Raw genomic sequence first — 20,037 nt, forward strand, 5'->3', positions numbered from 1 at the left:
CGCGTTCATCGCACCCCCGACCACGACGGCCCGTGTTCCCGGCCCGTGACCGCCGCGGCAACGGCGGCCACGGGTCGGGACCGTGCCTCAACGGTCGGCGTCCACCCAACCGTCCAGCCACCGGTGGATGAGGAACAGCGCGATCGACGACGGTGGGGGCAGGACCAACCGCGCGCCGTCACCCACGTCCACCGTCTGCCCGGCCAGCGCAGCGCCGATCTCCCGGCGCGAGAACCACCTGGCGTACGCGATCTCGGACGGGTCGACCTGCAGCGGATCAGCCGGGTCGGCGGTGGCCAGGAAACCCAGCATCAGCGAACCGGGAAACGGCCACGCCTGGCTGCCCACGTACCCGATGCGCTCGACCTCGACGCCGACCTCCTCGCGGACCTCGCGCAGCACGGCGGCCTCCGCCGACTCGCCCGGCTCGACATAACCGGCCAGGCAGGAGTAGCGCCGGCCGCCGGGGGTGCCCGGCCAACTGGCGTTGTTGCCGAGCAGACAACGCCCGTCCGGGCCGTCCACGCCGTCGTGCACCAGGACGATCATCGCCGGGTCGGTACGCGGCCAGATCCGCCCACCGTTACGGTCCACCCGGGACCAACCGGCCTCGTCCATCGCGGTCGGTGCCCCGGTGCTCGTCGAGTAGCCGTGCCGGGTGTGCCAGTTGAGCAGCGCCAACGCGGTGGTGAAGATGCCCGCCTCGCGGTCGGCCAGCAGGTGACCCACCTCGCGCAGGTTGACCGCCCGGGTCCCCGGTATCGCCGGCAGCGGCGCGTCGACCGCGAAGACCGCCACCCCGTCCGGCTCGACACCGAGGAACATCGCCACCGACTCGGACCCGGCCGGTACGTCGGCCGCACCGAACAACACCAGCGCCGGAGGCGAGGTGTCGGTACGGGCCAACGTCCGACCGTCGTCGGTCGAGTCGAGCAGCAACACCCGGCCACGCAGCCACGCCTCGGTCAGCCACGCCGAGTCACCCCGCCGGTGTGCCGCCCGATCCAACGTCGACCGCGCCAACGGCGGCGCCGCCTCCCCACTCACGCTGGTGGCTCGGTGTGGACCGTGGTCAGCGCGGCCAGAGCCGGGGTCACCCGCTCCGCGTCACCGAGCACCACGACCGCCGCCCGAGCCGGCGCCAGATACCGGGCACCGGCCCGCGCGACGTCGTCGATGCTCGCCTTCGCCAACCTCGCCGCGTACTCGGCGAGGAAGTCCAGGCGCAGCCCGTTGCCCGCGTACGCGCTGGTCAACGCCGCCAACCCGGCCTGGGTGGACATGCCGAGCTGGAGGGTGCCCAGGGCGTACTGACGGGCCTGCTCCAACTCCTCGGGCTTCGGTGGCAGCGACGCCAGCCGACCCAACTCGTACGTCGTCTCCAGCAGGGCCGGACCGGTGACCTCGGTGGCCACCTCGGCGGAGGCGACCAGCACCGACCCGGCGACGGAGTGCTCGATCCCCGAGTGCGGGCCGTACGTGTATCCCTTGTCCTCGCGGATGTTCTCCACCCACCGGGAGGAGAAGTAGCCACCGAAGATCAGGTTGGCCAGTTGCAGCGGGGCGTGGTCGGGGTCGGTGCGGGACACCGCCGGGAGCGCGATCCGCAGCGAGGACTGCACCGAGCCGGGCCGGTCGACCAGCAGCAGCGGCCCCGGCTCCAACGGCGGGGTGACCGGCAGTTCGGCGATTTTCCCAGCGCCGGCCCAGCCGCCGAGCGCCCGCTCGGCCGCGTCCAGCGCCTTTTCCGGCTGCACGTCGCCGACCAGCACCAACTGCGCGCCGGCCGGGTGGACCCGCTCCGCGTGCAGGGTACGCAGCGCCGCCGGTCGGACGGCTCTGATCTGGCCCGGCTCCGGGGTCTGCGTCGCGTACGGGTGACGGCCGTAGATCCGCTTCAGCAGCGCCTCCCGGGCCAGGTGCGCCGGCTGGCTCTGCGCCACCTGGATCCGGTCGACCAGTCGGTCCCGTTCGGTGGCGACCTCGTCGCTCGGGTAGTTGGCGCTGGTCAGCACCTCGGCCAGCAACTCCAGCATCCGGTCCAGACCGGTGACCAGCCCGGCGCCGGAGAGCATCAGCCGGTCCGGGTCGACGCCCGCGGACAGCCCGCCGCCCACCTTCTGCAACTCGGCGGCGAGCTGCACACTGGTCATCGACTCGGTGCCGGAGAGCATCGTCTGCGAGAGCATCGCGCCCCGGGCCAGGTGGACCCGGCCGAACGGCACCCAGAGCCGCAGCTCGACCAGGGGCACGGCGGGCCGGCGTACGGCGATCACGGTGAGGCCGTTGCGCAGCGTGCGCTCGGCCTGCTTGGGCACCTTGAGCTTGCGGGTCGGCCCCAGCGGCGGCAGCGTACGCGGTCCAGCGGGAGCAGTGGTGACGCTCATCGGGCACCTCCGGCGATGACCTCGATGGCGGCCCGGCGCTCCGGCCGCAGGGTGGCCGCTGCGGCCCGGACCTGCTCCTCGGTGACCTCGCCGACGAGTCGGGGCAACTCGTTGAGCAGGCCCGGTTCGCCGCGCTGCTGCTCCAGCACGGCCATCCGCAGCGCGCGGCCGAGCACCGCGTCGGTGTCGCGTAACAGGTGGGTCGCCATGCGGGCCTGGGTGCGGTCCAGCTCACCGTCGGTCAGCCCGTCGGTGGCCAGCCGGTCCAGCTCCTCGTCGATGGTGCGCAGCACCTTGTCCACGTCGCCCCCGGGCGGTAGGTGCGCCTGCAACAGCAGCGCGGTGGGGTCACGGACGTCGAACGGGTCACCCATGAAACCGAGGTATCCGCCGAGGCTGGTCACCATGCGGTCGCGCTGCACCAGCCGTTCGACAAGCCGCGAGGCGTCGCCGTCGGTGAGCACCTCGGCGAGCACCACGTACGGCAGGTAGCCGGCGAAGTCGGTGATCGGGTCGGGCACGCGCCAGGCGCCGGCCACCGCCGGCAGCGGGGCCAGGGCATCGGTGTACGAGGTGCGCCGCTCGGCGGTCAGGTCGGGCTCGGTGAAGTCGGGCCGTTGCGGCGCCAGCCGGGCCGGCACGTCCCCGAAGTGCCGGGTGACCAGCTCGGTCGCCTCGGCCACGTCGATGTCACCGCTGACGGCCAGGACCGCGTTGCCGCTGGCGTAGTAGCGGCGGAAGAAGTCCGCGGCGTCGGCGACGGTCGCCGACTCCAGGTCGTCGAAGGAGCCGTAGCCGTCGTGCGCGTTCGGGAACGTGTCGAACATGACCGGCGGCAGGGTCAGCCAGGGGAAGCCGCCGTACGGCCGGTTGAGGACGTTGACCCGGATCTCCTCCTTGACCACGTCGACCTGGTTGCGCAGGTTCTCCTCGGTCAGCCGGGGGCCACGCATCCGGTCCGCCTCCAGGAACAGCGCGCGTTCCAGCGCGTTGCTCGGCAGCGTCTCGAAGTAGTCGGTGTAGTCCAGATGGGTGGAGCCGTTGAAGGTGCCGCCCGCTCCCTGCACGTGCCGGAAGTGGGCCAGCTTCTCCAGGTTCTCCGAGCCCTGGAACATCAGGTGCTCGAAGAGGTGGGCGAAGCCGGTGCGCCCCTCCGGCTCGGAGCGGATGCCGACGTCGTAGACCACCGCCACCCCGATCACCGGGGCACTGCGATCGGGGGTGAGCACCACCCGCAGGCCGTTGTCGAGGGTGAACCGCTCGACCGGATACTTCGTCGCTGGAATTCTTGATCTCCGCGCCACGGGATCGACCCTAGCGCGTCGACACCCCCACCACCTGCGACCTTCCCGGAGCCGCCGCGACCGGGGCGGTGACCAGAGGCAGGACCTCGGCACCGACCCGCACGGCCTCCTCGCGGTGCGGCGGCCCGGCCGCCCTCGGCCAGGTAGGCGACGGCGGCGGCTCCGACCTGACCGCTGTCGCCGGAGGTGGGCAGGAACCAGTGGAGGGTCATCGTGAAGTTGCCTCTCTGGTCGATCTCCGAGCGCCGGTCGCCCTAGCAACCTGGTAGGAAATACCGACATGACCGAGACGCGCAATCCCGCCATGTGGATGGGTCTTGACGCTGGCCGCAGGCTGACCCAGTCTTCCTACCAACTAAGTAGGAATACTGCGGATTGGATGGACGATGAAACGGTTCCCCCTGCGCCGGATGGTCACTCTGGCCAGCCTCGCCGTGGTCGGCGCGGCGACCCTGGGCAGCACCGCCGCGTGCGGCGACGACAGCAAGGGCGCCAGCGAGAGCTCCGGCCCGGTGACGCTGCGCCTCGGCTACTTCCCCAACATCACCCACGCGCCGGCGGTCGTCGGCGTGGAGAAGGGAATCTTCGCCGAGAAGCTCGGTGCGAACGTCAAGCTGGACCCGAAGACCTTCAACGCCGGCCCGGCCGCCATCGAGGCCGTCTTCTCCGGCGCGCTGGACGCCACCTACATCGGTCCGAACCCGACCGTGAACGCCTTCTCCAAGTCCAAGGGTGAGGCCGTCCGGGTCATCTCCGGCGCGGCCTCCGGCGGCGTGGCGCTGGTCGTCAAGCCCGCCGTCACGGGCGTGCAGGACCTGAAGGGCAAGAAGATCGCCACCCCGCAGCTGGGCAACACCCAGGATGTGGCGATCCGTTACTGGCTCAAGCAGCAGGGGCTGACCACCACGAAGGAGGGTGGCGGCGACGTCAAGATCGTGCCGCAGGAGAACGCCCAGACGGTCGAGACGTTCAACAGCGGAGCGATCGACGGCGCCTGGGTGCCCGAGCCGTTCGTCTCCCGTCTGGTCAACGCCGGCGGCAAGGTCCTCGTCGACGAGCGCGACCTGTGGCCGGACAAGAAGTTCGTCATCACCAACCTGCTGGTCAGCACGAAGTTCCTCAAGGCGCACCCGGACGTCGTGCAGAAGCTGGTCGACGGCCAGGTGGCCGCGAACGAGTTCGTCAACAGCGAGCCCGAGGAGGCCCAGCAGGCCATCTCCGACGCGATCGGGAAGATCACCGGAAAGCCGCTGGACCTGAAGCTCATCAAGCAGGCGTGGCCGACGTTGGAGTTCACCAACGACCCGATCGCGACCTCGCTCAAGGCCGGCCTCGACCACGCCGTCGAGGTCAAGCTGACCGAGCCGGTCGACCTCGACGGCCTGTACGACCTGAAGTACCTCAACAACGCGCTCAAGGCCGCCGGCAAGCCCGAGGTCGTCCAGCCATGACGTCGACCACGACGACGCCGCAGAGCGCGACCACCGCGGTCGCGCTCTCCGGCGTGACCAAGGTGTACGGGCGCGGGGCGAACGCCGTCCTGGCCCTCGACGGTGTGTCGCTGGACGTCGCACCCGGCGAGTTCGTCTGCCTGGTCGGTGCCTCCGGCTGCGGCAAGAGCACGCTGCTGAACCTGGTCGCCGGGCTGGACCGGCCCAGCGGTGGGCAGATCACGCTGGACGGTGACACCAACCCGGGGCTGATGTTCCAGGAGCCGGCGCTGTTTCCCTGGCTGACCGTCGACGGCAACGTGGAGGTGCCACTGAAGCTGCGCCGGTTGCCCCGGGCCGAGCGGCGCGAGCGGGTCGCCGAGCTGCTGCGTACGGTGCACCTGGCCGAATTCGGCCGCAAGCGCCCCCACGAGCTCTCCGGCGGAATGCGGCAACGCGTCGCGCTGGCCCGCACGCTGGCCCTGGACACCCCGGTGCTGCTGATGGACGAGCCGTTCGGCGCGTTGGACGCGATGACCCGGGACATCCTGCACGACGAGTTGGAACGCATCTGGTCCGAGCGCACGCTCTCGGTGCTCTTCGTGACACACAACGTCCGCGAGGCCGCGCGACTGGCCGACCGGATCATCCTGCTCTCCAGCCGCCCGGGCCGGATCATCTACTCCACCGAGGTGGACATCCCGCGCCCCCGACGGATCGACTCCCCCGAGGTCGCCGCCATCGCCGCCGAGGTCACCGAGCGGCTCCGTACGGAGGTGGGCCGCCATGGCCAGTGACACCCTGACCAGCGCCGCGCGTACCGACGCGCAGATCTCCGGCCTGGACGCGCTGGAGATCGCCGGACGGGACACGGAGGTCTCCCGAGGTGCCCGGATCTGGGCGGCCACCTGGCCGAAACTGGCGGCGCTGGCCATCGCCATCGCGGCCTGGCAGTTGGTGGTCTGGTCGGGCTGGAAGCCGCCGTACTCCCTGCCCGGGCCGCTGGAGGTCGGCCGCGAGCTGGTCAACCAGGCCCGCGGCCCGCAGCTCTGGGAGGGCCTGCTCACCACCCTGCGGCGGGCCGCCGTCGGCTATGTCTTCTCGGTCGCGGTCGGCCTGCTGCTGGGCCTGGCGGTGGCCCGGTCGAGGGTGCTCCGGGCCGCCATCGGCTCGATGATCACCGCGTTGCAGACCATGCCGTCGATCGCCTGGTTCCCGCTGGCAATCCTGCTCTTCGAGCTGAGCGAGAAGGCGATCTTCTTCGTGGTGGTGCTCGGCGCCGCGCCGTCCATCGCCAACGGGGTGATCTCCGGTGTGGACTACGTGCCGCCGCTGCTGCTGCGAGCCGGTCGCAACCTCGGCGCGCGAGGGCTCAACCTCTACCGGTACGTCATCGCGCCGGCCGCCCTACCGGCGATCGTCGCCGGGCTCAAGCAGGGGTGGGCGTTCTCCTGGCGCAGCCTGATGGCCGGTGAACTGATCGTGGTCGGCATCTCGCAGACGTCGCTCGGCGCACAGCTGACCTACTCCCGCGAATTGTCCGACGCGCCCTGGCTGCTCTCCACCATGATCGTGATCCTGGTGCTCGGCCTCGGCGTGGACGCCGCCTTCGGCGCGGCCGACAAGGCGATCCGGCGACGCTGGGGCGTGCTCGACCAGGCGGGCAACTGACCCGTGTACGTCTCCGCGCGCAGCGACTACGCGCTCCGGGCGATGCTCGCCGTCGCCGCCAGCGGTGGCGGCGGCGAGAGCGGTGAGTTGGTGAAGGCCGCCAGCCTGGCCGAGGTGCAGGACATTCCGCTCAGCTTCCTCCAGGGCATCCTGCTCGACCTGCGCCGGGCCGGTCTGCTGCACAGTCATCGCGGCGCCGACGGCGGGTACGCGTTGACCCGTCCAACCGACGAGATCACCGTCGGGGACGTGTTACGGGCGGTCGGCGGTTCGCTCACCACGGTGCGCGGGCTGCCGGCCGAGCGCGCCGGCTACCACGGGGTGGCCGCCGGTCTGACCGACGTCTGGCTGGCGGTGCACGGGGCGATCGCCACGGTCGTCGACAGCACCAGCCTGGCGGACCTGCTCACCCACGCCCCCACGACCTCCTGAGCCCCGACGCTCCCACCCGCATGATCGTGCTCGATCACTGATGTAGTGGCCTCGTCCGGGTTGGGAGGGGCCTACTTCCTGGCTCGAGCGTGATCTTGCGCCGCTCCGAACGGCATCTCGCGCGGCGGCGTCGTCCTCGGACACGACAAAGGGCGACGAGGTGATGTGGTCGGGTCGGTGCCCCGCCGACCCGACCACATCACGTACCGATCCTGACCGGGCCTGCCCCTCCGCTGGCGCCGGTCGGCCGGTCGCTGGTCAACCCACGTGTGCGACCGCCGGACCGGTGCCCTGGTCGCCGGGGCCGCGCAGCTCCACCAGACCCGCGGGAGCGTTACCCGCCGGGGTGGCATGCCAGGGCGCGAAGGCCGCAACCATGGCGAGCAGCAACCCGGCGAGCGCGACCGCGACCACCAGGATCAGTTCCCGCAGTGCACCCGAGCCGGCTCCGCCCGCCATGGTCACCCCTCCCGTGCCGGGCCCCCCGCCCGGCATCCCCCGGTGGTCAGCCTCGACCACGGTCAGCCGGGGCGCAGTCGGCCAGCCGACCGAGCCGAGGCTGATTCCCGACTCAGAGGAGCGCTCGGGCAGCGCGGCCAACCGGCCACCGCATCGCCCCGCACACCCGAGCCGCGGCTCGCGGCGACGACCTTGTCCCGCCCCAGCGGTCGGCCGCTGCGGCCGTCTCCACAAACGCAACCGACCCGCCCAGCCGAAGCGGAGCGGGTCGGTCGAGGCGCGGGAGATCAGACGGTACGAGGGCGGCGCGGGCGGCGGGACCGGCCCGACGCTCGGTGCGCCGGACGGGGCGCGCCATCGGTGGCCGGGCCACCGGCACCGCGTCCCCGGGCGGCGGGCGCCGGCGGGGCGACGATGGTCACCGGCACGCCGGACGGCTCGCGGGCACCGGTCACCCGGGCCAACGCCTCACCATCGGCGCGCACCTGGACCGACTCCGGCCGGATGCCGGCGGTGGCCATCAACCGGGACACGTCCCGGCGCTGCTCGGGCAGGACCAGGGTGACCACGGTGCCGGACTCGCCGGCCCGGGCGGTCCGACCGCCCCGGTGCAGGTAGTCCTTCGCCTCGGTCGGCGGGTCCACGTTGACCACCATGTCCAGGCCGTCCACATGGATGCCCCGGGCCGCCACGTCGGTGGCGACGAGTGCGGTCACCTGGCCGTTGCGGAACTGCTCCAGGATCCGGGTGCGCTGCGGCTGGGACTTGCCGCCGTGCAGCGCGGCCGCGCGTACCCCCTTGGACAGCAACTGCCGGGCGAGGCGGTCGGCGCGGTGCTTGGTGCCCATGAACAGGATGGTGCGGCCCTCGCGGGCGGCGATCCGGGTCAGCGCGTCGGGCTTGTCCAGCGCGTCGACGTGCAGCACGTGGTGGGTCATCGCGGTCACGGTGGCGGTGCCCGGGTCGACCGAGTGGGTGACCGGGTTGCTCAGGAAGCGGCGGACCAGCCGGTCCACGCCGCCGTCCAGGGTGGCCGAGAAGAGCATCCGCTGCCCCTTCGGCGCGACCTGCTCCAACAGCTTGGTGACCTGCGGCAGGAAGCCCATGTCGGCCATCTGGTCGGCCTCGTCCAGCACGGTGATCTCGACCTGGTCGAGCCGGGCGTCGCCGCGGTTGATCAGGTCGTGCAGCCGGCCGGGGGTGGCGACGACCACCTCGGCACCGGCGCGCAGGGCGTCCGCCTGCCGCTGCAACGACAGCCCGCCGACGACGGTGGCGCAGCGCAGCCCGACGGCGCGGGCGTACGGGGCGAGCGCGGTGGTGACCTGCTGGGCCAGTTCGCGGGTCGGCACCAGCACCAGGGCGAGCGGGCGACCCGGACGGGCCTTCCGGCCGGCGGTGCGGGACAGCAGCGGAAGCCCGAAGGCGAGGGTCTTACCGGAGCCGGTACGACCCCGGCCCAGCACGTCCCGGCCGGCGAGCGAGTCGGGCAGCGTCGCCGACTGGATCGGGAACGGCTCGGTGATGCCCTGCGCGGTCAACGCGGTGAGCAGCGCCGGAGCCAGCCCGGTATGTGCGAAAGAGGGAATAACTGTGGTCATGCGGAAGCCTTCCTCGACGCGGCACGTGTCGAGGGAGGGCGCCGAAGTCGGCGCTGTCACCGGCGGCAGGAAGGCAGCCAGGACTCACAAGCACGAACCGATTGGAGTACGGGCCGGCCCGCCACCGGGCCGCCGCCTGCGTTGGCAGGCGGCGGCGAGGCGGGCCGGTCCCGTCACCGTCACGCCCGGAGGGCGCGACAGGTAATGCTGACCGATCCGAAGATCAGAGCGGGCGGATGTTCTCCGCCTGCGGGCCCTTCTGGCCCTGGGTCACCTCGAACTCGACCCGCTGGTTCTCGTCCAGGCTCCGGTAGCCGGAGGACTGGATCGCCGAGAAGTGGGCGAAGACGTCAGCGCCGCCGCCGTCCGGGGTGATGAAGCCGAAGCCCTTGTCAGCGTTGAACCACTTCACGGTGCCAATAGCCATGTGTTTCGTCTCCTTGACGGAACGTCGGACTCGCACTTGTTGCGTGCCCGAAGAGGAGCGCTCCGCGCGGGGATGCGCGAATCGCCTGTCGCTTCTGGTCGCCCCGCCCGGAGAACTCCGGACACAACAAAGAGCGCCTGGGGCCACAATCCCGCCAGGCGCACACAGAGTCTCTGGTAACCAAAACTGCAACCCGGTCAACCTACCACGGATTTCCCCGCCATGGTCAATGTTGGGCGGAATCTTCGGGCAACTGAGTGATCATGGCGGTGAGCCCCGCCACATCCAGCAGATCGGCGGGCCGGACCGTCACCCCGTGCCGGACGTAGTGGAAGGCGGCACCCACCTGGTCCACCGGCACACCGGCCAACTCCGCCCAGGCCAGCCTGTACACGGCCAGCTGCACGGCGGCCACCTCCGCCGCCGGCCCCGTCGGCTGCGCGCCGGTCTTCCAGTCGACCACGTCGAACCGTCCACCCGGCCGGGCGAACACCGCGTCCATCCGCCCCCGCACCACGACCCCGGCGATCACCGTGGCGAACGGCACCTCCACCTCCACCGGCGACCGATCGGCCCACTCACTGGCCAGGAACCGCTCCTGCAGCTCGACCAGTGCCTCGTCGGGCGCGGCATCCGCGTCGGCCGCACCGGGCAACTCGTCCAGATCCAGCAGGCGGTCGGCACCGAAGCGCTGCTCCAACCAGGCGTGGAAGGCGGTGCCTCGACGGGCGTACGGGTTGGGCTCGGTCGGCACCGGACGGCGCAGCGTACGGGCCAGCCCCGCCGGGTCACGCCGCAACGCCACCAACTGGGTGACGCTCAACTGCCCGGGCAGAGCCACCTCGACGGCACCGGAGAGTCTGGTCAGCTCGGCCCGTTCGGCCAGCAGCAGATCCGCCTCGCGCTGCCAACGCGCCACCTCCGGGTCCACCTCCGGCTCTGCCTCCTGCTCGATCGACGCCAATGGCCCGGCGAGCACCGCCCCGACCGGCCCGGCCAGCACCGCCCCGACCGGCCCGGCAACCGCCGCGCTCGGGCCGTCGGTCATCAGGCGGCGCACCAGCCCCGCCGCCTCCGCCAGTGCCGGCCGGCGGCCACCCAGCGGGTCGGCCGGCCACTCCGCGCGGAGCACCACCTCGGCAGTGGGGTTCGTCGCATCCGGCGTCGGCTCCGGCGCCCACGTGTCGATCAGGTGCCCCGGCCCGCCGTCGAGGCACGCGTCGTACACCTCGCGGAGGAAGACCGACGGACCTCGCGGTCGCTTGGTGCCCTCCCCCCACCAGTAGCCGGAGCAGAGCAGCAGCCGGCGCGGCCGGGTGACCGCCACGTACGTCAGCCGGCGCTCCTCCCGCTCGTCGTGGGCCCGCCACGCGTCGGTGAAGTCGTTCACCGCCCGAGCGACCGCCCGCTGGTCGGCCGCCTCGTCGAGCGCCAGCTCGGGCAGCCCGTCCGCGTCGCCGCGCAGCGGGAACGGCAGCACGCCCAGCCCACCCAGCCAGTGGTCGGAGTTGCGGACCGGGCCCGGCCACAGCCCACGGCTCAGCCCGGCCACCGCCACCACGTCCCACTCCAGGCCCTTGGCGGCGTGTGCGGTGACCACCTGCACCGCGCCCTCCACCACCTCGACCTCGCCCGGCGCCAGACCACGCTCCTCGTCCTCGGCAGCGGCCAGGTAGGACAGGAAGCCGGAGAGCGTCGCGCCCGGGGTCTCCCCGCTGAAGCGGGCTGCCACGTCCCCCAGCGCGTCCAGGTGGCCCCGAGCCAGGCCCGCGTCACCAGCGCCATCCCGGCCGGCCCGCACCGCGACCTCCACGTCCAGGCCGATGGTCCGCTCGATGTCCGCGATCAGGTCCGGCAGTGCCTGGTCCAGCCGGTAGCGCAGCAGGGCCAACTCCAGACCGTACGCGCGCAGCCGCGCGAAACCCTCCGCCGAGTACGCCTGCGCCGGGCCGAGATCGGCCAGCGCCTCCACCAGAGTCGCCTCGTCCAGCAGGTCGGGGCTGATGTCGGAGGTGTCGTCGGCGGCAACCTGCCGGCGGGAGTGGGCGATGGCCCGAGCCCGCCGGTGCAGCGCCACCAGGTCGCGTGGCCCGATCCGCCAACGGGCGCCGGTGAGCAACCGCAGCAGCGCGGCACCGTCGGTCGGATCGGCCAGCACCCGCAGCGTGCAGACCACGTCGCGAACCTCTGGAGTGTCCAGCAGGCCGCCCAGCCCGACCACCTCCACCGGGAGACCACGCTCGCGCAGCGCCGACTCGATCGCCGGGATCTGGCTGCGTACCCGGACCAGCACGGCCGTCGTCGGGCGCTGCGCCACCGGGATGTGCTCGGGAGCCGCGCCCGGCATCCGGGCGGCCCCACGCCACGCGGCGAGCACGCTGTCCGCGATCCAGTCCGCCTCGTCGGCGTACGTCGACAGCATCGCGCAGTGCACCGTACCGCCGGCCGCACCGCCGGGGCTGCGGTGCGGGATCGGCTCCCGCACGGTCAACGCGGAGCGCAGCTCCGGCACCTGGGCGCCCGCCGCGCGCAGTGGAGTGGACAGCGCGTTCGCCACCCGGAGGATCTCCGGGCGGTTGCGCCAACTCGTGGTGAGGCCGAGCGCCTGGGCGGGTCGACCGTCGGCGCGGGCGAACTCGGCGGGGAACCGGTCCAGGGTGCCGGCGCTGGCTCCCCGCCAGCCGTAGATGGACTGGCACGGGTCGCCGACCGCGGTCACCGGGTGCCCGCCGCCGAACAGCGCGTTGAGCAGCACCACCTGGGCATGGCTGGTGTCCTGGTACTCGTCGAGCAGCACCACCCGGAAACGGTCCCGCTCGATCTGACCGACCGCCGGGTGGTCCCGGGCAACCCGCGCCGCCCGGGCGAGCTGGTCGGCGAAGTCCATCGCCTCGAAGTCCTCCTTGCGCCGGGCGTACGCACGCACCAGCGGCAGCAGGCGCAGGCGGGTCTGTTGCAGGGTGAGCGCCTTGCGCACGTCGGCGTACACCCGGCCCGGCCGGGACTGCACCTCGGCGAAGAACCGACCCGTCCAGGCTGCCAGCTGATCCGGTGCCACCAGGTGCTCGTCCAGCTCACCGGCGAGCGCCAGCACCGCGTCGGTGATGGTGCTCGGCATCCGGTCCACCTCGGACATGTCGCCGTCGTAGTTGCGCACCAGCAGGTCGACCAGCTGCCAACGGGAGGCCTCGGTGAGCAGCCGGGTGGACGGCTCGTAACCGGCCCGTAGCCCGTGCTCGGTGAGGATCCGCCCCGCGTACGAGTGGTACGTGGAGACCGTGGGCTCGCCGGCGAGCGGATCGTCCAGCGGGTCCCGGCCCTGCCGACCGACTCGGCGGATCAGTTGGTCGAGGCGGGTACGGACCCGGTGGGCCAGTTCGCCGGCCGCCTTCCGGGTGAAGGTCAGCCCGAGGATCTGCTCCGGACGCACGTACGAGTTGGCCACCAACCAGACCACCCGCGCGGCCATCGTCTCGGTCTTGCCCGACCCGGCGCCCGCGACCACCAGCAGCGGCTCCACCGGGGCGGCGATGATCGCGGCCTGCTCCCGGGTGGGCGCCGGCAACCGCAGCAGCTTGGCCAGCTCCGTCGGGGTGTACCGGGGGCCGGAGTCCGCCAACCGGGGCGTCGGCGCGGGGCCCGCGCCGAACAGGGTGGGCTGGGTCACTGTGTCATCTCAGTTCGGGACTGCGGGACTCGCAACACCGGCTCACTCCTCGCCCTCACGGATTCTCCGAAGGACGGACGGTCGGCGGCTCGACCACCTGGCGTCCCTGCCCGGAGACCGGGCAACTGGTCCGCACCGGGCAGACCCGGCACTTCGAGTTGGCCACCGCGGCGAACGTGGCGGCTGCCATCGTATCGGCGGTGCGCCGGACCAGTGCCGTCGCCCAGCCGGCCGCCGGTCCCTCGCCTGCCGCCGGCTGGTTCTGCTCCCGGGCGTCCTTGGCGGAGGTGCCGAGCTGCACCAGCGCGGCGCCCCCCGACTCGTCCCCGAACTCGGCGAACGCCCCCGCCTCCACCGCCGCCTGGTAGGCACCGAGCTGCGGGTGTTCGGCCAGTTCGGCGCCGGTGACGGCGGTGGACTTGCCGGTCTTCAGGTCGATCACCACGAGCCGGCCGGCCTCGTCGACCTCCAACCGGTCGACCCGACCGGCCAGGTCGACGGGCCGGTTCGGGTCGTCCAGGCGGACGGCGAACTCGTGCTCGATGGCGAGCAGCCGCCGCGGGTTGGTGGCCAACCACCGCAGCAGCTTGTCGACCATCGCCTCGGCGCGCTCGCGCTCCGGCCCGGCCATCCACCGGGCCGCCAGCTCGATCGCGTCGAACCGGGCAGCCACGTAGTCGAGCAGAGCGCCCCGGTCGGCGCTGGCGTCCTCGGCGAGCATCGCGGCGGCGTGGACCAGGTTGCCCACCCCCTGCGCCGTGCTGGTCGGGCCGCTACCGCCGTGCCGTTCCAGCAACCACCGCAGGCTGCACCGCAGTGCGCTCTCCATCGCCGACGGGGTGACCCGCACCGGCCTACCCTCGTCGACCAGCGGCCGGTCGTCGGAGAGCGCGCGCAACCCCCACCAGTCGTCGGGATGCGCACCCGGCACCCCGGCGGCGGCGAGCCGGGCCAGTTCGGCCGCCGCGGCGCGCCGCCGGCCCGCCGGAGCGGCCGGGTCGGTGATGGCGGTACGCAGCTCCGCGACCAGAGCCGGCAGGGTGAGCGCCCGAGGTGGACGGGTCACCGGCAGCGCACCGGGACGGTCCGGCTCGCCCCCGTCGCCGTCATTCACGCCACCGCCGCCGTCGCCATCGGTCCTGCGCGGGCCGGGCGGCCCGGTAGGCCCGGCCGGACCAGCATCGTCCGGCGGTCGGGGCGGCGTGGTGGGGACCAGCTCGTGCAGGAACCGGCTCGGCTGTTCCTCGTGGTCGTCGCCGCCGACGGCGGCCGAGGCGACGGCGCTGACCAGCAACCGGTGCCGGGCCCGGCTGATGGCGACGTGGAAGAGCCGGCGTTCCTCGTCCAGCAACGCGGAGGTCTGACCCACCACGTTGGCCGCGGTCGCCCCGTCGACGGACCGCCCGGCCAACACGTCGACCAGCCGCTCGGAACCGAGCAGGCTCCCGCGCAGCCGCAGGTCCGGCCAGATGCCCTCCTGCACGCCGGCCACCGCGACCAGGTCCCACTCCAGGCCCTTCGCGGCGTGCGCGGTGAGCAGGCGTACCGCCGCACCCCGGTCGGCGGTCGGCGCGATGGTGTCGGCCGGCAGGTCCTGGGCGAGCACATGGTCGAGGAAGACCTCGGTGCGGGCACCGGGTAGGCGGTCGGTGAACCGGGCCGCCGCGTCGAAGAGCACCAGCACGGCGTCCAGGTCGCGGTCTGCCGCCTCGGCCCGCCGCCGCCGGGCCAGGTCACCCTCACCGGCAGCGGGCCGACCCTGGATGATCGCGCCCGCCCAGCGCTCGGCGAGGTTGCTGGCGTGCCAGACCGCCCAGAGCACGTCCTCGGCGGTCGACCCGGGTCGGGCGGCGGCGTCCCGTGCGCAGGCCAGCAGCCCGGCCACCGCCTGCGCCGGCTCGGCCCAGCGCCGGTCGATGTCGGCCAGTTCCGCCGGATCGCGCAGCGCCTCGACGATCAGCTCCCCGGACGGGCGTCGGTCACCGCCGGCCAGCGCGAGCGCGCGGAGGCCCTGCCGCAGCCGCCGCTCGGCCAACGGGTCGGCGCCGCCCAGCGGCGAGTGCAGCAGCGCGACGGCCGCTTCCTCGTCCAGGCGGTCCGGTTCGAGCGCGCAGCGCAGCAGGAGGAGCAGTGGCGCGACCGCCGGTTGCAGGTGCAGGGGCAGGTCCTCGCCGTGCACCACGGTGGGTACGCCGGCCGCGTGCAGCGCCCGCCGCAGGGTGGGTAGCTGCAACGCGGTGGACCGCACCAGCACCGCCATCCGCGACCAGGGCACGCCGTCGAGCAGGTGGGCGGAGCGCAGCGAGTGGGCCAGCCAGGCGGCCTCGCTGGTCGCGGAGCGGAACGTGTGCACCTCGACCGTCCCGGGCGGCGCGTCCGGCAGCGGGTGCAGCCGGCGGTGCGCCGCCGGGCCACGCAGCCGGCGGCCCAGCCGAGCGACAGCCGAGAGCAGCTCCGGCCCGGCCCGGTACGACGTGGTCAGCAGCACCTGCGCGGCCGGCGCACCGGAGGCGGTCCGGAAGCGGTGCGGGAACGTGGTCACCCCGGCCGGGTCGGCGCCCCGGAAGGCGTACGTGGAGGAATCGGGGTCGGCGAACGCGACTAGTGACGTGCCACCACCGGCGATGACCGAGAGCAGCTCCATCTGGGCGGGGTCGGTGTCGGCCAGCTCGTCGAGGTACACGTGGGCGAGCCTGCGTCGCTCGGCGGCCAGCAGCTCCTCGTCGTCGCGCAGCAGCCCGGTGGCCGCCCGGACCAGCTCGGCCGGGTCGTACGCGATGGAGCCCCGGTTGCTGACGTCCCGCAGCGCGAGCACGGCCACGTACTCCCGGAGGAAGCGGGCGGCGGCCGGCCAGTCCTCGCGGCCGAGCTTCTCGCCCAGCCGGGCCAGGTCGACCGGGCCCACGCCCCGCTCGGCGGCACGCATGAGCAGGTCGCGCAGCTGACCGGCGAACGCCCGGGTACGCAGGGCGGGGCGCAGGTCGGTCGGCCAGCCGACGGGGTCGTCCTCGGGCTCCTCGCCCACCACGTCCAGCAGCTCGCGGATGATCAGATCCTGCTCGGGGCCGGTGAGCAGCCGGGGCGAAGGCTCACCCCGTTCGGCGGCGGCCCGGCGGAGCAACCCGAAGGCGTACGCCGGGAAGGTGCGCACCAGCGGCTCGCGCAACACCCGGTGGCCGTCCTGCGCGATCCGGGCCTCGATGCGCTGGCGCAGCGCGGTGGCGCCTCGACGGCCGAAGGTCAGCACCAGGATCCGTTCGGGGTCGACCCCCTCGGCCACCCGGGCGGCGACGGCCTCGACCAGGGTGCTGGTCTTGCCGGTGCCCGGACCGCCGAGCACGAGCATCGGCCCGTCGGTGTGCCCGACGACCTCGGCCTGCGCGGGGTCGACCCGCCAACCGTTGCCGCCCGTCACCTCCCGCCCGGCCGCCGACTCAGGCCCAGCCACACCTGCGGCCCCGGCCACGCCTCCCGGCCCGGCGACCGGCTCAGGCGGCGCCCCGCGCCCGGGCCCACCCGACTCGCCGACACCACCCGTGGGCACGCTGCTGCCGGCGGGCACGGAAGCGCCGGAAGGCGCTGCCCCGTCCCCCCGCGCCGGCCCTCCGGACCGTCGCACCAACCGGTACGCCTGCATCAGCTCATCCCATCAGACCCGTACGACACCCACCCCACCCCCCAACCCCACCCCATCCACCTCCGTCGATCATGAAGTTAGCGGCGCGACACGCCGACGGCGAAACCGCTAACTTCATGATCAACAGAAGGAGGCCCGGGCGGCCGGGGTCCGGGGTCAGGTTAGGTGGGACTCCAGGGCGTCCAGGGCTTCGGGGACGGTGGTGGTCACCGTCAGCAGGTCGCGGCCGGCGGTCTTCAGGAAGTTCTGGTCGGCCAGGCTGTCGAGCCAGTCCAGCAGAGGGCGGAAGAACCCGTCGGTGTCGATCAGCACCATCGGCTTGGCGTGCAGGGCGAGGGTCGCGGTGGTCCAGACCTCGAACAGCTCGTCCAGGGTGCCCAGCCCGCCGGGCAGGGTGAGGAAGGCGTCCGACTTCTCGATCATCAGGGTCTTGCGGCTGGCCATCGAATCGGTGACCAGCAGCTCGTCCGAGGCCAGGTCGGCGACCTCCAGATCGACGAGCGACTGTGGGATCACCCCGAGGGTGCGCCCGCCGGCCGATCGCGCGCCGTCCGCCAGGGCTCCCATCATGCCGACGCAGCCACCGCCGCTGACCAGCGTGTGCCCGCGCCGGGCCAGCTCGGCACCGGTCTCGGCGGCCAGGTCCAACCAGCGCTGGTCCAGGGTGCGGGACGAGGCGCAGAAGACGCAGATCGCCGCCATCAGTTGTCCCGCGGCTGCTCGGCGGCCTGCTCGGCGGCGGCCTGCTGGTCCGCGCCGGTACGGGCGACGACCTCGTCGCGGACCGCCTCCTGCTCGACGGACAGTGCGGCCTCCGCCTCGACGATGTGCCGGACCGCCGCGTTGACGTCATCGGTGAGACAGATCAGCTCCAGGTCGACCGGGCCGATCTTGCCGTCGGCGGCCATCGTGTCGCGTAGCCAGTCCAGCAGCCCCTGCCAGTACGCGGCCCCCATCAGCACCACCGGAAACCGGGTGACCTTGCCGGTCTGCACCAGGGTGAGCGCCTCGAACAGCTCGTCCATGGTGCCGAAGCCGCCGGGCAGCACCACGAACGCCTGGGCGTACTTGACGAACATCGTCTTGCGGGCGAAGAAGTAGCGGAAGTCGATGGCCAGATCGACCCACTCATTGATGCCCTGCTCGAACGGAAGCTCGATGCCGAGCCCGACGGAGAGCCCGCCCGCCTCGCTGGCACCACGGTTGGCGGCCTCCATCACACCGGGCCCACCACCGGTGATCACCGCGTAGCCGGCCCGGGCCAGCGCGCCGCCCAACTGCTCAGCCAGCTGACACTCGGCGCTGTCCGGTCCGCTACGCGCGGAGCCGAAGACGCTGACGGCCGGCGGCAGGTCGGCGAGGGTGTCGAAACCCTCGACGAACTCGGAGAGGATGCGCAGGGCGCGCCAGGCGTCCTTGGTCTTCCAGTCGCCCCGTCCTCGCGAATCCAGCAACCGCTGGTCTGCGGTGCTGCCCGGGATCGCCCCTCTGCGCAGCGTGACCGCACCCCGGTGCCGCTCCCGTCCCGGACCGCGACCGGCCTCCCGCCCGTTGCTCTGGCTCATGGAGCAACCGTAGTGGAGCAGCCCCCGCCGGGTGCGCGGGGCGGGGACGCCGAGAAATAGTTCGCGATCAAGGGCAACTATTCGGCTCTCCCGTACGTCTTACTATTCACATACCGGGTATGCCCCGGCGCGCGCCTTCGGGGGAGGAGACAGCGTGATCAGCAACAGCGAGATGATCCGCATCCGTCGCCAGATGCAGCGACGGATCCGGGACGTGGTGGCCGAACGCCGCCGCACCCGCGACCTGAGCCTCTCCCCCGCAGCCCCCGCATCAACCGGAACCGATCAAGAGGTTTGCGTCGCCGACAACGGGCCAGGCTGACGCAAACCTCTTGGTCACCGGCGGGAGCCGGGCCCCGGCAGGGCGGAGACGGTCAGGCCGGGGCCAGCCAACGGTGCAGGGTTGCCGCGCCGTCGCGGATCTTGCTGATCTCGACGTGCTCGTCCTTGTGGTGGGCCAGGTTGGGATCGCCCGGGCCGAAGTTCAGCGCGGGGATGCCCATCGCCGCGAACCGGGCCACGTCCGTCCAGCCCAACTTGCCGATCGGCGCCGCGCCGACCGCCGCCAGGAACTCCTTCGCCGGAGCCGCCTCCAGCCCCGGGGCCGCGCCGGCCGCCGCGTCGGTCACGGCCAGGTCGAATCCCGCGAAGACCTCCCGCAGGTGCGCCTCCGCCGCCACCGGGTCGCGATCCGGGGCGTACCGGTAGTTGACCTCGATCTCGCAGTGGTCCGGGATCACGTTCCCCGCTACGCCGCCGACGATCCGGACCGCGTTCAGCCCCTCGCGGAAGTCGCACCCCTCGATGGTGACCCGGCGCCCCTCGTACGCCTGGAGCCGCCGCAGCACCTCACCGGCGCCGTGGATGGCGTTCACCCCGTGCCAGGAGCGCGCCGCGTGCGCCCGCTCACCCGTGGTCGTCACGATGGCCCGCATGGTGCCCTGGCAGCCCGCCTCGACGATGCCGTACGTCGGCTCCAGCAGAACCGCGAAGTCCGCCTCCAGCCACTCCGGGTACGCCTGGGCGACCAGGTTCAGCCCGTTGTACCGGGACTCGATCTCCTCGGCCTCGTAGAAGAAGTACGTCACGTCGTAGCGCGGCTCGGGCAGGGTCACCGCCAGGTGCAGGGCGTACGCGGTGCCGGACTTCATGTCGGAGGTGCCACAGCCGTACATCAGGTCGCCACGCATGGTCGACGGGAAGTTGTTGTTCAGCGGCACGGTGTCGAGGTGCCCGGCCAGCACGACGCGCTGCGACCGACCGAGGTCGGTGCGCGCCATCACGGTGTTGCCGTGCCGGTGGGTGCTCAGGTGCGGTACACCTCGCAGGACCTCTTCGACGCAGTCGGCGATCGCCTTCTCGTTGAGGGACACGGACTCTATGTCGACCAGAGCGCGGGTCAGCTGCACCGGATCGGCGAGGACCTCGGGGGTCAGCGGGTTCTCCATGGATCGCAC

The 20,037-nt window shown here is 72.7% G+C and carries 16 protein-coding genes; 5 read left to right on the forward strand and 11 right to left on the reverse strand.

Translation table 11 applies throughout. The features are described from left to right. Positions 1-87 precede the first annotated feature (87 nt). Genes nudC through ABGB10_RS24320 form a run of 3 tightly spaced genes read right to left on the reverse strand, consistent with a single transcriptional unit; the run spans position 88 to position 3,691 of the window. Positions 88-1,047: an NAD(+) diphosphatase gene (gene nudC / locus ABGB10_RS24310; protein ID WP_347663256.1), complete on the reverse strand. Its 960-nt coding sequence runs from the start codon at positions 1,045-1,047 to the stop codon at positions 88-90. Beyond that, the gene (locus tag ABGB10_RS24315; protein WP_347663257.1) at positions 1,044-2,387 is read right to left on the reverse strand and encodes a pitrilysin family protein; all 1,344 of its coding nucleotides are present in this window, start codon (positions 2,385-2,387) and stop codon (positions 1,044-1,046) included. Before ABGB10_RS24315 ends, nudC begins: the two co-directional genes overlap by 4 nt. Beyond that, the gene (locus ABGB10_RS24320; protein ID WP_347663259.1) at positions 2,384-3,691 is read right to left on the reverse strand and encodes a pitrilysin family protein; all 1,308 of its coding nucleotides are present in this window, start codon (positions 3,689-3,691) and stop codon (positions 2,384-2,386) included. The genes ABGB10_RS24315 and ABGB10_RS24320 overlap by 4 nt, the downstream gene beginning before the upstream one ends. A gap of 386 nt (positions 3,692-4,077) precedes the next feature. Between ABGB10_RS24320 and ABGB10_RS24325 the strand changes: the two genes are divergently transcribed. Genes ABGB10_RS24325 through ABGB10_RS24340 form a run of 4 tightly spaced genes read left to right on the forward strand, consistent with a single transcriptional unit; the run spans position 4,078 to position 7,224 of the window. Then, positions 4,078-5,142, forward strand: a complete 1,065-nt coding sequence (locus tag ABGB10_RS24325; protein WP_347663260.1) for an ABC transporter substrate-binding protein — start codon at positions 4,078-4,080, stop codon at positions 5,140-5,142. Further along, positions 5,139-5,918 carry an ABC transporter ATP-binding protein gene (locus ABGB10_RS24330; RefSeq protein WP_347663261.1) on the forward strand — a complete coding sequence of 260 codons (780 nt, stop codon included), beginning with the start codon at positions 5,139-5,141 and terminating at the stop codon, positions 5,916-5,918. Before ABGB10_RS24325 ends, ABGB10_RS24330 begins: the two co-directional genes overlap by 4 nt. Next, entirely contained in the window at positions 5,908-6,792 is an 885-nt protein-coding gene (locus ABGB10_RS24335) for an ABC transporter permease (protein WP_347663263.1), read from the forward strand. Before ABGB10_RS24330 ends, ABGB10_RS24335 begins: the two co-directional genes overlap by 11 nt. A 3-nt stretch (positions 6,793-6,795) precedes the next feature. Beyond that, complete coding sequence (locus ABGB10_RS24340) at positions 6,796-7,224, forward strand: Rrf2 family transcriptional regulator (protein WP_347663264.1); 429 nt, start codon at positions 6,796-6,798, stop codon at positions 7,222-7,224. 258 nt (positions 7,225-7,482) lie between these two features. On the opposite strand, the gene ABGB10_RS24345 is transcribed toward ABGB10_RS24340, so the two are convergent. The 7 genes from ABGB10_RS24345 to ABGB10_RS24375 form a co-directional block, all read right to left on the reverse strand. Then, on the reverse strand, positions 7,483-7,683 hold the full coding sequence (locus ABGB10_RS24345) for a hypothetical protein (RefSeq protein ID WP_347663265.1): 201 nt from the start codon (positions 7,681-7,683) through the stop codon (positions 7,483-7,485). A 287-nt stretch (positions 7,684-7,970) separates the two neighbouring features. After that, complete coding sequence (locus tag ABGB10_RS24350; RefSeq protein WP_347663266.1) at positions 7,971-9,284, reverse strand: DEAD/DEAH box helicase; 1,314 nt, start codon at positions 9,282-9,284, stop codon at positions 7,971-7,973. 223 nt (positions 9,285-9,507) lie between these two features. After that, positions 9,508-9,711: a cold-shock protein gene (locus ABGB10_RS24355; RefSeq protein ID WP_007464836.1), complete on the reverse strand. Its 204-nt coding sequence runs from the start codon at positions 9,709-9,711 to the stop codon at positions 9,508-9,510. Positions 9,712-9,937: 226 nt separating this feature from the next. Next, positions 9,938-13,378, reverse strand: a complete 3,441-nt coding sequence (locus ABGB10_RS24360) for a UvrD-helicase domain-containing protein (RefSeq protein WP_347663268.1) — start codon at positions 13,376-13,378, stop codon at positions 9,938-9,940. A 55-nt stretch (positions 13,379-13,433) separates the two neighbouring features. Beyond that, on the reverse strand, positions 13,434-17,015 hold the full coding sequence (locus tag ABGB10_RS24365; protein ID WP_347663269.1) for an ATP-dependent DNA helicase: 3,582 nt from the start codon (positions 17,013-17,015) through the stop codon (positions 13,434-13,436). Between the two features lie 156 nt (positions 17,016-17,171). Beyond that, complete coding sequence (locus ABGB10_RS24370; protein WP_347663270.1) at positions 17,172-17,717, reverse strand: TIGR00730 family Rossman fold protein; 546 nt, start codon at positions 17,715-17,717, stop codon at positions 17,172-17,174. Beyond that, entirely contained in the window at positions 17,717-18,580 is an 864-nt protein-coding gene (locus ABGB10_RS24375; protein WP_347663271.1) for a TIGR00730 family Rossman fold protein, read from the reverse strand. The genes ABGB10_RS24370 and ABGB10_RS24375 overlap by 1 nt, the downstream gene beginning before the upstream one ends. A gap of 154 nt (positions 18,581-18,734) precedes the next feature. On the opposite strand from ABGB10_RS24375, the gene ABGB10_RS24380 reads away from it, so the two are divergent. Continuing rightward, on the forward strand, positions 18,735-18,902 hold the full coding sequence (locus tag ABGB10_RS24380; RefSeq protein ID WP_347663272.1) for a hypothetical protein: 168 nt from the start codon (positions 18,735-18,737) through the stop codon (positions 18,900-18,902). A gap of 52 nt (positions 18,903-18,954) precedes the next feature. Here ABGB10_RS24380 and dapE read toward each other — a convergent pair whose 3' ends face one another. Further along, positions 18,955-20,028 carry a succinyl-diaminopimelate desuccinylase gene (gene dapE / locus ABGB10_RS24385; RefSeq protein ID WP_347663273.1) on the reverse strand — a complete coding sequence of 358 codons (1,074 nt, stop codon included), beginning with the start codon at positions 20,026-20,028 and terminating at the stop codon, positions 18,955-18,957. Positions 20,029-20,037: the final 9 nt, after the last annotated feature.

It is taken from the genome of Micromonospora sp. B9E7, assembly GCF_039871815.1.
In the GTDB taxonomy this organism is placed as follows: Bacteria; Actinomycetota; Actinomycetes; order Mycobacteriales; family Micromonosporaceae; genus Micromonospora.

Excerpts from the sequence above, each read along its gene's own strand:
- ABGB10_RS24315 (WP_347663257.1), bottom strand. The coding sequence starts at position 2,387 with ATGAGCGTCACCACTGCTCCCGCTGGACCGCGTACGCTGCCGCCGCTG.
- ABGB10_RS24325 (WP_347663260.1), top strand. The coding sequence starts at position 4,078 with ATGAAACGGTTCCCCCTGCGCCGGATGGTCACTCTGGCCAGCCTCGCC.
- ABGB10_RS24330 (WP_347663261.1), top strand. The coding sequence starts at position 5,139 with ATGACGTCGACCACGACGACGCCGCAGAGCGCGACCACCGCGGTCGCG.
- ABGB10_RS24335 (WP_347663263.1), top strand. The coding sequence starts at position 5,908 with ATGGCCAGTGACACCCTGACCAGCGCCGCGCGTACCGACGCGCAGATC.
- ABGB10_RS24345 (WP_347663265.1), bottom strand. The coding sequence starts at position 7,683 with ATGGCGGGCGGAGCCGGCTCGGGTGCACTGCGGGAACTGATCCTGGTG.
- ABGB10_RS24350 (WP_347663266.1), bottom strand. The coding sequence starts at position 9,284 with ATGACCACAGTTATTCCCTCTTTCGCACATACCGGGCTGGCTCCGGCG.
- ABGB10_RS24355 (WP_007464836.1), bottom strand. The coding sequence starts at position 9,711 with ATGGCTATTGGCACCGTGAAGTGGTTCAACGCTGACAAGGGCTTCGGC.
- ABGB10_RS24365 (WP_347663269.1), bottom strand. The coding sequence starts at position 17,015 with ATGCAGGCGTACCGGTTGGTGCGACGGTCCGGAGGGCCGGCGCGGGGG.
- ABGB10_RS24370 (WP_347663270.1), bottom strand. The coding sequence starts at position 17,717 with ATGGCGGCGATCTGCGTCTTCTGCGCCTCGTCCCGCACCCTGGACCAG.
- ABGB10_RS24375 (WP_347663271.1), bottom strand. The coding sequence starts at position 18,580 with ATGAGCCAGAGCAACGGGCGGGAGGCCGGTCGCGGTCCGGGACGGGAG.
- dapE (WP_347663273.1), bottom strand. The coding sequence starts at position 20,028 with ATGGAGAACCCGCTGACCCCCGAGGTCCTCGCCGATCCGGTGCAGCTG.